12 protein-coding genes and 1 pseudogene are annotated in these 10,621 nt (G+C 66.2%); 3 read left to right on the top strand and 10 right to left on the bottom strand.

Annotated elements, in window-relative coordinates:
* On the top strand, positions 1-773 hold a 773-nt coding region (locus KBZ15_RS10680; RefSeq protein WP_255015211.1), incomplete at its 5' end, for a thiamine pyrophosphate-dependent enzyme.
* A 47-nt stretch (positions 774-820) separates the two neighbouring features.
* On the opposite strand, the gene KBZ15_RS10675 is transcribed toward KBZ15_RS10680, so the two are convergent.
* Positions 821-1,759: an RNA polymerase sigma factor, RpoD/SigA family gene (locus tag KBZ15_RS10675; RefSeq protein ID WP_254932044.1), complete on the bottom strand. Its 939-nt coding sequence runs from the start codon at positions 1,757-1,759 to the stop codon at positions 821-823.
* Positions 1,760-1,876: 117 nt separating this feature from the next.
* On the bottom strand, positions 1,877-3,490 hold the full coding sequence (locus KBZ15_RS10670) for an NAD(P)H-hydrate epimerase (RefSeq protein WP_315859874.1): 1,614 nt from the start codon (positions 3,488-3,490) through the stop codon (positions 1,877-1,879).
* Positions 3,491-3,585: 95 nt separating this feature from the next.
* On the opposite strand from KBZ15_RS10670, the gene mnmA reads away from it, so the two are divergent.
* A complete protein-coding gene (gene mnmA / locus KBZ15_RS10665) occupies positions 3,586-4,758 on the top strand; it encodes a tRNA 2-thiouridine(34) synthase MnmA (RefSeq protein ID WP_255015213.1) in 1,173 nt (390 codons plus the stop codon).
* On the opposite strand, the gene KBZ15_RS10660 is transcribed toward mnmA, so the two are convergent.
* From KBZ15_RS10660 to KBZ15_RS10645, 5 genes are all read right to left on the bottom strand, one after another.
* The gene (locus KBZ15_RS10660; RefSeq protein ID WP_255015210.1) at positions 4,749-4,994 is read right to left on the bottom strand and encodes a 2Fe-2S iron-sulfur cluster binding domain-containing protein; all 246 of its coding nucleotides are present in this window, start codon (positions 4,992-4,994) and stop codon (positions 4,749-4,751) included. The two genes, mnmA and KBZ15_RS10660, sit on opposite strands and share 10 nt — an antisense overlap.
* 10 nt (positions 4,995-5,004) lie before the next feature.
* Complete coding sequence (locus KBZ15_RS10655; protein ID WP_255015212.1) at positions 5,005-6,498, bottom strand: cobyric acid synthase; 1,494 nt, start codon at positions 6,496-6,498, stop codon at positions 5,005-5,007.
* A 106-nt stretch (positions 6,499-6,604) separates the two neighbouring features.
* Positions 6,605-6,676: a Fic family protein gene (locus tag KBZ15_RS18680; protein WP_396123437.1), complete on the bottom strand. Its 72-nt coding sequence runs from the start codon at positions 6,674-6,676 to the stop codon at positions 6,605-6,607.
* Positions 6,673-6,906, bottom strand: a complete 234-nt coding sequence (locus KBZ15_RS10650) for a hypothetical protein (RefSeq protein ID WP_255015209.1) — start codon at positions 6,904-6,906, stop codon at positions 6,673-6,675. Before KBZ15_RS10650 ends, KBZ15_RS18680 begins: the two co-directional genes overlap by 4 nt.
* Before the next feature lie 44 nt (positions 6,907-6,950).
* Positions 6,951-7,346, bottom strand: a complete 396-nt coding sequence (locus tag KBZ15_RS10645) for an Npun_F0494 family protein (protein ID WP_255015208.1) — start codon at positions 7,344-7,346, stop codon at positions 6,951-6,953.
* A gap of 22 nt (positions 7,347-7,368) precedes the next feature.
* Between KBZ15_RS10645 and KBZ15_RS10640 the strand changes: the two genes are divergently transcribed.
* The gene (locus KBZ15_RS10640; RefSeq protein ID WP_255015206.1) at positions 7,369-7,986 is read left to right on the top strand and encodes a nucleoside triphosphate pyrophosphatase; all 618 of its coding nucleotides are present in this window, start codon (positions 7,369-7,371) and stop codon (positions 7,984-7,986) included.
* Here the strand turns inward: KBZ15_RS10640 and KBZ15_RS10635 are convergent.
* From KBZ15_RS10635 to KBZ15_RS10625, 3 genes and pseudogenes are all read right to left on the bottom strand, one after another.
* Complete coding sequence (locus tag KBZ15_RS10635; protein WP_255015204.1) at positions 7,946-9,004, bottom strand: YcgJ family protein; 1,059 nt, start codon at positions 9,002-9,004, stop codon at positions 7,946-7,948. The two genes, KBZ15_RS10640 and KBZ15_RS10635, sit on opposite strands and share 41 nt — an antisense overlap.
* Positions 9,005-9,128: 124 nt before the next feature.
* Positions 9,129-10,550 (bottom strand): photosystem II reaction center protein CP43, encoded by a 1,422-nt coding sequence (gene psbC, locus KBZ15_RS10630; protein ID WP_261357561.1) that lies wholly within the window; start codon positions 10,548-10,550, stop codon positions 9,129-9,131.
* Positions 10,498-10,621: pseudogene (locus tag KBZ15_RS10625) on the bottom strand (photosystem II D2 protein (photosystem q(a) protein)); the annotation flags it as partial. The pseudogene KBZ15_RS10625 and the gene psbC, both read right to left, overlap by 53 nt.

Below are 10,621 nucleotides of genomic sequence, written 5' to 3'. Positions count from 1 at the left end.
TCAGCTGCGGCGTGCCGGCCCGGGAGGTGATGAGCGAGCTGTTCGGTAAGGAAACCGGCTGCAGCAAGGGCCGCGGCGGCTCCATGCACCTTTTTTCCAAGGAGCACCACCTTTTGGGGGGCTATGCCTTCATCGGCGAGGGCATTCCGGTGGCCCTCGGCGCAGCCTTCACCAGCCGCTACAAGCGCGACGCCCTGGGGGATGCCTCCAGCGACTCCGTCACAGCCGCCTTCTTCGGTGATGGCACCTGCAACATCGGTCAGTTCTATGAGTGCCTGAACATGGCGGCCCTCTGGAAGTTGCCGATCCTGTTTGTGGTGGAGAACAACAAGTGGGCCATTGGTATGGACCACAACCGCGCCACCAGTGATCCGGAGATCTGGCGCAAGGCGTCCGCCTTCGGCATGGCCGGCGAAGAGGTGGACGGCATGGATGTATTGGCGGTGCGCGCCGCCGCCCAGCGCGCCATCGAGCGGGCCCGGGCCGGCGAGGGCCCCACCCTGCTCGAGTGCCTCACTTACCGCTTCCGCGGCCACTCCCTGGCCGATCCAGACGAGCTGCGCGCCCAAGCGGAGAAGGAGTTCTGGGCGAAACGGGATCCGATCAAGGCCCTGGCTGCCCGCCTGATCGAGCAGAACCTCGCCTCAACTGAGGAACTCAAGGCGATCGAGCAGGAGATCGATGCTGAAGTGGCCGACTGCGTCGAGTTCGCCCTGGCGGCTCCCGAGCCCAAGCCTGAAGAACTCACCCGCTACATCTGGGCGGAAGACTGATCAAGCTCTGTGATCAGTCTCTCTGATCAGCCTCTCTGATCAGTCTCTCAAAGCGTGGCGGGAATGCGTCGGGTCATGTTGCGCAGTTTGCGCAAGGCCTTCAGCTCCACCTGGCGAACCCGCTCACGGGACACATCCAGTTGACGGCCGATTTCGGCCAGGGTGTGGCGCTCTTGGCCCTCGAGCCCAAAGCGCAGCTGAAGCACCTGGCGCTCCTGGTCGCTGAGCTGGCTCAACCAGCGCCCTAGCTGCTCCTGATGCATACCCCGCTCTACCCGATCCAGCGGCTCCTCCCCTGAGGAGTCGGCAATTAGATCCCCCAGGAAGCTGCGGCCCTCATCGCCGTTCACCGGCGCATCCAGGCTGGAGGTGGTGAGGGACTGGCGGAGCAGGCCGTCGAGCTCCTCGATTGGCATGGCCATCGCCTCGGCAATTTCCTGGCGGTTGGGCATGGCGCCCAGCTTGTGGGCCAGATCCAGGCTGACCTTGCGAATCGCTGTGAGCCTTTCACTCAGGTGTACGGGCAAGCGGATCGTGCGGGACTGGCAGGCGATCGCTCGAGTCATGCTCTGGCGAATCCACCAGAAGGCATAGGTAGAAAATTTATAGCCCCGGGTGGGATCAAACTTCTCGACGGCCCGCTCGAGCCCGAGGGATCCTTCCTGGATTAGATCGAGTAATTCAAGGCCCTTGCCTTGATACTTTTTGGCCACACTGACGACTAAGCGCAAATTCGCTTTCATCATGCGTTGCTTGGCCCGCTTGCCAATGCGAATCAGCTTATTCTCATGATCTGTGAATTCTCTGGCAATCTCTCCAGCTTCTTCCTCTAGCAGGCGCATCATTGTTTGCACCTGATTGCCCAGTTCTATTTCTTCGGCCGGGGTCAACAGCGGCTCGCGGCCGATGGTCGCCAGATACCAGGTGACGGGGTCGCTACTTCGTCGCCGGGTGCCTTCGCTGGCCCTCTGGAGCGATGTGGTCATTAGAGCGCTGAGAGGGGGGATCCAATGAATATCTAACCAAATTCACCAGGAGCGGTGTATTTTCGGTAACCCTTTAGCTTTCAATCGCAAAACAACACATGCTTCCTGGTGTTGTATTCAGCACAATCGGGCCAGCTGCAGTGCAACTGCCAAGGGGTGGGCGGCACCGTTCTGCCCGGCTGGGCTGAGTTGGCGCCCCGCCTGGGCGTGGGCCAGGGTTGCGGCCGCCAGCCAAACAGCATCGGCGGCGCCCGTGGCCGCCATGGCCATGGCCCCCACCCCGGCGACATGGCCGGCGAGCACGTCCCCCAGGCCTGCCCGGGCGCTGCTGGGGCTGGCCTCCAGCAGCTGCCAGCGGCGGCCATCGGGGGCGGCCACCACGCTGCGGGCCCCCTTCAGCAGCACACAGGCGCCACTGGTCCTGGCCGCTTCGCCAGCTGCGTCGAGGCAAACAGGGGCTGGGCTGCCGCTGAGCTCAGGAAACAGCCGGCTGAATTCGCCGGGGTGGGGCGTGATCCAGGTGGGCCCCTGGCGCTGCTGCAGCCAAGCGCAGGCATTGAGGCCCAGCCCCAGGATGGCCGGGCCACTCAGCCGGTTGAGGCCGTCGGCATCGAGTACCAGCAGCCCCGGCCAGGCGAGCAAGTTGCGCCAAAAGGCACCTTCCTGCGACTCGGCGCCAGGGCCGATGCCTGGACCGATGCCTGGACCGACCAGCAGGGCGTCAAGCCGCTGGCGGTTGAGCTCGATGGGCTGATCCAGGCGCAGGTTGCCCTGGCCATCGCAGGGCAGGCTCTGGTCCAGCACCACGTGGGGGTATTGCTGCCAGAGGTCGGCTGCCAGGCAGGCGGGCAAGGCAGCGTGCAGGCTGCCGCAACCGCTGCTGCTGGCCCCGGCAAGGGCCAGGCTGGCGGCTCCCCGGAAGGCCTCGCTGCCGGCCAGCAGCAGCAGTCGGCCCCGCTGATATTTGCTGGCGGCCGGATCCAGGGGTGGCCTGGGCCGTTCGGCCAAATCCCGCTCGCCCAGCCCCAGCGGGATGTGGTTTGGCAGGGCGTTCAGCAGGGCCCCGGGCAAACCCAGGTCGATTCGCTCAAGTTCCCCCACCGCCGCCAGGGCTTGGTCCTGCACCAGCCCGCTCTTGATCAATCCAATGGTGTAAGTGGTGACTGCCTGGGGCCGCATCGGGCCGGTGGCCCTGCCGCTGTCGGCGCTGAGGCCCGTGGGCACATCCACAGCCACCAGGGCCCCAGGCCGTTGCCGCTGGCGGGCCTCCAGCAGCACCCGGATCCCCTCGCCGGGGGGGCGTTGTTGGCTGATGCCCAGTAGGGCATCGATCCAGAGTTCGCTGCCGCTTGGATCAGGCGCTTGGCTGAGCCGCTGGATGCCCAGCCACAGGCAGTGGCGCAGGTGCGCCTCGGTGAGTGGCTTGTGCCGTTCGAAGGGGCTCCAGATTGCGGTGGCCACTGAGGCCAGGTGCAGTTCGCGAGCGATCACCAGCCCATCGCCGCCGTTGTGCCCCGGACCCACCAGCACCAGGGCACCGTGGCGGGCCAGATGGTCGCCATGCCGTTGCAAAAGCCTGCGGCTCAGCGCCAGCGCCGCCTTTTCCATCAGGGCTGCCACCGGCATGCCGCTGTGGAACAGCTGCTCCTCCAGGTCTGCCATCTCGGCACTGGTCACCAGCAGATGGTCGCCATCGCGGCGGGGCCAGGCGGCTGTGGCGGGTGTTGGCACCAACTCCTCAGGGCAGCTGGGTTTCATGATGGAAGCACTACCGCTGGCTGTCTGCCCTTTTGTCTGTCTCCGTTGCCAACTCTGGGAGCCCCGCTCTGGCCTGCACCCCTGCAGGTCGTGCCGCCCTGGAGCGGCTGCGGGCCTGGCCGGGTGAACAGCGGGTGGCGGTGGGTCTTTCCGGCGGTGTGGACAGCTCCCTGACTGCAGCCTTGCTGGTGGAAGCGGGTTGGCAGGTGGAGGGGCTCACCCTCTGGTTGATGAGTGGCAAGGGTGCCTGCTGCGCTGAGGGGCTGGTGGATGCGGCGGGGATCTGCGAACAGCTCTCCATCCCCCACCATGTGGTCGACTTTCGCGAGCACTTCCAGGCCCAGATCGTCAATTTTCTGGTGGAGGGCTACGCGGCAGGCGTCACGCCCCTGCCCTGCTCCCGCTGCAACCGGGAGGTGAAATTCGGCCCGATGCTCCAGTGGGCCGAGCAGGAGCGTGGCATTGGCCGCATCGCCACCGGCCACTACGCCCGGGTGCACCACGGCGACCTGAGCGACAACGGCCGCCACCAGCTGCTGCGGGGTCGCGATAGCCACAAAGACCAGAGCTACTTCCTCTACGACCTGCCCCAGGAGGCCCTGGGCCGGTTGGTGTTTCCCCTGGGCGAACTCACCAAGGCCGACACCCGCGCCGAAGCCGCGCGCCATGGCCTGAGAACCGCCCAGAAGGCCGAGAGCCAAGACCTCTGCCTGGCTGATCACCACGGCTCAATGAAAGCCTTCCTGGACGCCTACCTGGCGCCTCGAGCCGGCCAGATCGTGCTCATAGATGGCACGGTGGTCGGCCAGCACGATGGGATTGAGCATTTCACCATCGGCCAGCGCAAGGGGCTGGGGGTGGCCTGGAGCGAGCCCCTGCATGTGGTGAAGCTCGATGGCGCCATGAACCAGGTGGTGGTGGCCCCCCGCGCTGAGGCTGCCCGGGCGGGGGCGGTGGTGGGAGCGGTGAATTGGGTCTCGATTGAGCCCCCGGTGGGTGGCATCGAGGTGGAGGTGCAGGTGCGCTACCGCAGCTCGCCCGAGCGAGCCCTGCTGACCCCCCTGCCCGCCACCGATGCCGACCGGGCGGCCCAGCGGCCCCACCGGGTTCAGCTGACCTTTGCCGAGGAGCAGTTCTCGATCACTCCCGCCCAGGCGGCGGTGTTTTACGACGGTGAGGTGCTGCTGGGCGGCGGCCTGATCCAGGCCGATCCCGCCCCAGCCACGGGACCTCACCAGTAGGGGTCGCTGGCCAGCTCCACGTTGAGCGCACCGCTGCGGCTGGCGGGAACGGTGGCGATGCAGGCCCGCACCACCTGGCCGTTCACCTCGATTTCGCAGGCGCCGCAGCTGCCCCCCAGGCAGCCGGTGGGGATGGTGACTCCCGCCGTCCGGGCGGCGACCAGCCAGTCGCACCCGGCCAGGCACTGGCTGGTTTGACCATTGGGCCAGCGGATAGTGACGGGGGAGGCGGCCATGGGGGGTGGGTTAGGGGCCCAGCAGGGGCTCGAGGTTTACATGGGCCTCAAAGGCATCGGCCAGCCGGTCCAGCAGGGCATCTCGCTGGCGGCTGTGGTGGGGTTGATCCTCCGCCAGCGGCGGCAGGCCGCCGCGCTGGCGCAGCTGGTTGAGCCAGCGGCGACGCCAGGGGCCGCTTTCAAACACGCCGTGCAGATAGGTGCCGGCCACCACGCCGCCCTGGGTGCCGTAGGGCTGCCAATGGCCCAGGTCCGGGTCGCTCGCCAGGGGCTGCAGGCCGCTGGCGGCCACAGGGGTGCTGATGCCGCGGTGCAGCTCGAAGCCCTCCAGGCTGAGGCCCTCGCCTGGCCAGAGTGATTGGCTGCTGCGCTGGCGCAGGGCCTTGGCACCGCCGAAGCAGGTGTGCAGCGGCAGCAGGTCGAGGCCCGGCACGGCCCCCCCCGCTGGGGTGCCGGTGTCGCCGCCCTCCAGGCCCTCGGGATCCCGCAGTTCCCGCCCGAGCAGTTGCAGTCCCCCGCAGATGCCGAACACCTGGCCGCCATCGCCGGCGTAGGCGTGCAGCGCCTCCCCCAGGCCGGAGCGCTGCAGGGCCGCCAGGTCGCGCAGGGTCTGTTTGCTGCCCGGCACGATCACCGCATCGGGGGCCCCCAGCGGCTCCCCCGGCGCTAGCCAGCGCAGCTGGACGCTGGGTTCGGCCTCCAGGGGATCGAGGTCGGAGAAGTTGCTCAGCGACGGCAGCTTCAGCACGACGATCTCCAGCGCGGCGTCCCGCTTGCGGCCGCGGCGCTCCAGCAGATCGAGGGAGTCTTCCGGGGGAAACAGCTCATCGAGCCAGGGCATCACCCCCAGCACGGGCACGCCAGTGTGGGCCTCCAGCCAGCGGCGTCCTTCGTCGAACAGTTCGCGGCGGCCACGGAAGCGGTTAATCAGCAGGCCGCGGATCAGGGGGCGCTCCACGGGCCTGAGCAGGGCCAGGGTGCCCACGATCTGGGCGAACACACCGCCCCGTTCGATGTCGGCCACCAGCAGGCAGCGGGCCCTCAGAAACTGCGCCAGCCGCAGGTTGGTGAGGTCGCGGGATTGCAGGTTCACCTCAACCGGGCTGCCGGCCCCCTCCAGCACCAGGCGGCCATCGGGGTGGGAGCCCTGCAGCTCGTTCAGCCCCTGGCGGATGGCGGCCCAGCCCGGCCGGAACCAGTCGCGGTAGTAGTGCTCGGCGCGCGCCAGCCCCACCGACTGGCCCAGGTGGATCACTTCGCTGGTGGAATCCCCCTGGGGCTTGAGCAGCACCGGATTCATGCTGTGGTGGGGCTCCAGCCCGGCCGCCCAGGCCTGGAGGGCCTGGGAGTAGGCCATTTCGCCGCCCACCTGGTCCACCCAGGCGTTGTTGCTCATGTTCTGGCCCTTGAACGGCAAGGGCCTCTCGCCGCGGCGGCGCAAAACCCGGCAGAGGGCGGCCGTCATCAGCGACTTGCCGGCACCGCTGCTGGTGCCCAGCACCATCAGGGGCTGGGGAGGGAGCTGGCTCATCTGTTGGCCCGGCTGTGGTCGACAAACCAACGTTCCAGTTCCGACCAGGGAAGGTCGCCTGCAGCAAGCCGTTGAATCGTCAAAACAACACAACGGCTACGAGAAACCCACCCCGTTTGTTCCCATCGCTGAAGGGGTGGATGCGGCTCAACGGGCCAATTCACGCAGGGCTGGTTGGAACTGGCGCGCCGCATCTGTTGCGAGTGCCAGCGCTTCCTGCACGGTGGGATCGAAGCGGGAGAGCAGGATCAGGATGGCGTGCTCTGTTGCGATCGCCTGCACGCGATCTCCCGGAGCCAGGTGAAACCGGCGGGCAATCTCGGAGGGGATCGTGGCGCTCGCAGAGCCGCCAGCCTGGCGAAGCGTGACTTCTGCTGGCATCACCCTGTGGCAGATAGCTAATCAATGCTATGCGCTGCTGCCGTTCACAGTCTGGGGCGCCACCGGTGCAAACCGTGCAACAGGCGATCGAACCCGCTGGGGGTGGGAATCTCCCCGGGCCACTTAGCCAGCAGCTCCCGGCCCATGGGAGTGAGCCGCACCCGCTCGGTGAGGCCCTGGCCATCCACCTCCCGGCGCAGCACCCCCAGCTGGATCAGCCAGATCCAATCGGCTTCAGCCCGATCAGGAGTGAGATTTCTCCGGCAGAGGCTGGAGGCGTCGTTCCGGCTGCAGAGCGCGGTGCTGCTCAGGGCCCGGTCGCTGACCTCGTCGTAGAAGGCCCGCCGGAAGGGAAGGCAGCGCAGGGCTAGAGCGGCCCGCTTCAGGGCCCGTTGGTCGTTGAGGAGTGGGCCGCTGGGGGGCTCTACCCGGTGTTGCATAGAAGGATTCTCCCTGATGTCCATGCTCGTTCTCGCTTCCGCTTCTCCTGCCCGCCGGCGTCTGCTGGAGCAGGCGGCCATCCCCCACCGCGTGCAGGTGAGCGGTGTGGATGAGGAGGTCATCCAAGATCCCGATCCCACGCAGCTGGTGCAGCTGCTGGCGCGGGCTAAGGCTCAGGTGGTGTGGCAGGGGATGCAGCAGGTGGGTTTGGGGGAGCCGGCCTGCACCGCCGTGCTCGGCTGTGATTCGCTGCTCGTGTTTGAGGAGGAGGTGTTCGGCAAGCCCGCAGACGCCGATGAAGCCCGTTCGCGCTGGTTGCGGATGGCGGGTGGCTGGGGGGAGTTGATTACCGGCCATTGCCTCATGCCTGGGATCTCACCGCTGCTGGAGGGCAACGTCCAGATCGCCGTAGTTACCACCCGCCTGCAATTTGCGGCCATCAATGCAGAGGAGATTGCCACCTACGTGGCCAGTGGTGAACCCCTCCAGTGCGCCGGTGGCTTTGCCCTGGAGGGGCGTGGTGGGCTTTTGGTAGAGAGGATCGAGGGCTGCTATAGCAATGTGATTGGCCTGAGCCTGCCGCTGCTGCGCCGCTGGCTCACTGGCCCAATAGGCCGTCAATCAGCTGCCCCAGGCTAGAGCCGCTACTGGGCGCCTTCTCAGGGGTGACACTCAGCACCCGATCTGACCAGATAAAAGTGATCATCCGACCCTGGTCGCGCACCTGCAACGGCCAGATGCTGCCCTTTGAATCGCTGATCTGATAACTACCCCCGCGAGGCTTGCTGATGGTGTAGCCCACCCCGTCCTGGAGGCTCACCTCAAGGCGGCTGCCGCGGCCGCCCCTGATCTCACGCAGCTCGCAACTGCCCCGATAGAGAGGCTTGAACCAGCGGGTGAGGCTGCATTGGGCTGTCTTTGTCGTGACGTTATTGCCGCCACTATTGCTTCCACTGGTGTTGCTACTTCCGCTCCCTGGGGGGGGAGTGAACAGCTGGCTGGATAGGGCAGCATTGGGTTGTTGGCGGCCCCAGCCATCACTCCAGCAGGTGCGGGCCGTGAGGTCACAGGCGCTGCCGTTACTCAGCGCAAATTGGCGCGGTGGGGCCTGGCCGCCGAGATTGCGCAGGGCCGCCTGCTCCGCATAGGCGCCGAAATACTCCCTGGTGAGGCCTAAGGAGAGGCCAGCCTGGTCGTAGCAGAGCTGGCCGCCGGGGTCACAGACCACCCCTGCCTTGGGAGCCTGCAGTCCCTGCAGACCACTGCCAGATCCACTAGCAGAAGGAGGTAGGGCGCCAAACAGCTGCTGGGTGAGCTTGGTATCGAGTTGGGCCCTTTGCCAGCCATCGCTCCAGCATGCGGATCGCCCCAGTTCGCACACGGTGCCATTGCTGAGCCGGAAGTCATTGCTCGTCGGCCGTTCACGCAGTTCGGCCGTGAGTCGGTTGGCAGCAATCAAGCCAAAATAGGTCTGGGTCAGGCCGATGGATGGGCCTTGGCGGTCGTAGCAGGTCGGGCCAGCCTGGTCGCAGATCACGCCGGGCGCCGGTCCGCTGATGCCTGCCTGGGCCTGGCTCGCCTGGGCCGAGATCAGGAGGCTGGTGCTCAGCAACCCTGCCGAGAGAAACCTGATCAGGGCCGGGGGCAGGGACTGCATTCAGGGGGAGGAATACCTAACTCCGATACCTAGCAGAAATTCAGGCAGCTTGGTGTTAGGCCACAAAAAAGCCCCCGGATTGGGCCGGGGGCTGTTGTAAATCGAGATGGCGGGAGCGCCGATCTCAGTCGAGATCAGGCATGGCCAGGGTGGGCTCGGCCTGACGGTCGATGCCCTTCTCGAAACCGGCAGCGGCGGCGCGGGCGCGGCCTGCGTGCCAGAGGTGGCCCACCAGGAAGAAGAAGGCGAGCACAAACTGCGTGGACGCCAGCCATTGGCGGATGTTCACGAAGTTGACCGAGTTGGGCTCGGTGATGATGCCGCCGACCGAGTTAAGGGAGGCGTTGGGGGCGTGGGTCATGTATTCAGCCGCCCGGCGCACCTGCCAGGGCTGAATGTCGTTCTGGAGCTTGTCGAGGCTCAGGCCGTTGGGGCCCCGCAGGGGCTCGAGCCAGGGGCCGCGGAAGTCCCAGAAGCGCATGGTTTCACCGCCGAAGATGATCTCACCGGTGGGGGAGCGCATCAGGTATTTACCCAGACCGGTGGGACCCATGGCCGAACCGATGTTGGCGCCGAGGCGCTGGTCGCGCACCAGGAAGGTGAAACTCTGGGCCTGGGAGGATTCGGCGTTGGTGGGGCCGTAAAACTCCGAAGGATAGGCGGTGTTGTTGAACCAGATGTAGGCCGAGGCGATGAAGCTCATGAAGCTCAGGGCGCCGAGGCTGTAGCTCAGGTAGGCCTCACCATTCCAGATGAAGGCGCGGCGCACCCAGCCGAAGGGCTTGGTGATGGTGTGCCAGATGCCCCCGAAGATGCAGATCAGGCCAATCCAGATGTGGCCGCCAATGATGTCTTCCATCGAGTTGACCCCGATGATCCAGCCCTCGCCACCAAAGGGGGCGCGGGTGAGATAACCGAAGATCACACCGGGGCTCAGGGTGGGGTTGGTGATCAGGCGCACGTCGCCACCGCCCGGAGCCCAGGTGTCGTAGACACCGCCAAAGAACATGGCCTTGAAGACCAGCAACAGGGCGCCGACGCCAAGCAGGATCAGGTGATAACCAATGATGTTGGTCATCTGGTTCTTGTCGCGCCAGTCCTGGGAGAAGAACGAGGAGTAGTTCTCCAGGATTTCTGGGCCGCGCAGGGCGTGGTAGAGGCCGCCCAGACCGAGCACGGCCGAGCTGATCAGGTGCAGCACACCCACCACGAAGAAGGGGTAGAGGTCTGTGACCTCACCGCCAGGACCGACGCCGTAGCCGAGGGTGGCTACGTGGGGGAACAGGATCAGACCCTGCTCGTACATGGGCTTGTCGAAGGTGAAGTGGCTCACTTCGAACAGCATCATGGCGCCGGCCCAGAAGACCATCAGGCCAGCGTGGGCCACGTGGGCGCCGAGCAGGCGGCCGGAGAGGTTGATCAGGCGGGCGTTACCGGCCCACCAGGCATACCCTGTGGAGTCGAGGTCTTTGCCCCCGACAACCAGGTTTGAATTAAAGGGCGTTTCCACGGGGCAGAACCTCTTCAGGGAAGACGAAGTTTTCATGCGGCTGGTCAGCCGGTGCCATCCAGGCACGCAGACCTTCATTCAGCAAGATGTTCTTGGTGTAGAAGGTT

Source organism: Cyanobium sp. BA20m-p-22 (genome assembly GCF_024346275.1).
In the GTDB taxonomy this organism is placed as follows: domain Bacteria; phylum Cyanobacteriota; class Cyanobacteriia; order PCC-6307; family Cyanobiaceae; genus Cyanobium_A.
Note: the sequence above shows the minus strand (reverse complement) of the source record. Positions and strands in the feature narration are given on the sequence as shown.

Bases quoted from the DNA above. Each gene is read 5' to 3' on its own strand.
- KBZ15_RS10675 (WP_254932044.1), bottom strand. From the start codon at position 1,759: ATGACCACATCGCTCCAGAGGGCCAGCGAAGGCACCCGGCGACGAAGT.
- KBZ15_RS10660 (WP_255015210.1), bottom strand. From the start codon at position 4,994: ATGGCCGCCTCCCCCGTCACTATCCGCTGGCCCAATGGTCAAACCAGC.
- KBZ15_RS10655 (WP_255015212.1), bottom strand. From the start codon at position 6,498: ATGGTGCTGGGCACCAGCAGCGGTGCCGGCAAGTCGCTGATGACGGCC.
- KBZ15_RS10650 (WP_255015209.1), bottom strand. From the start codon at position 6,906: ATGCCAGCAGAAGTCACGCTTCGCCAGGCTGGCGGCTCTGCGAGCGCC.
- KBZ15_RS10645 (WP_255015208.1), bottom strand. From the start codon at position 7,346: ATGCAACACCGGGTAGAGCCCCCCAGCGGCCCACTCCTCAACGACCAA.
- KBZ15_RS10640 (WP_255015206.1), top strand. From the start codon at position 7,369: ATGCTCGTTCTCGCTTCCGCTTCTCCTGCCCGCCGGCGTCTGCTGGAG.
- KBZ15_RS10635 (WP_255015204.1), bottom strand. From the start codon at position 9,004: ATGCAGTCCCTGCCCCCGGCCCTGATCAGGTTTCTCTCGGCAGGGTTG.
- psbC (WP_261357561.1), bottom strand. From the start codon at position 10,550: ATGAAAACTTCGTCTTCCCTGAAGAGGTTCTGCCCCGTGGAAACGCCC.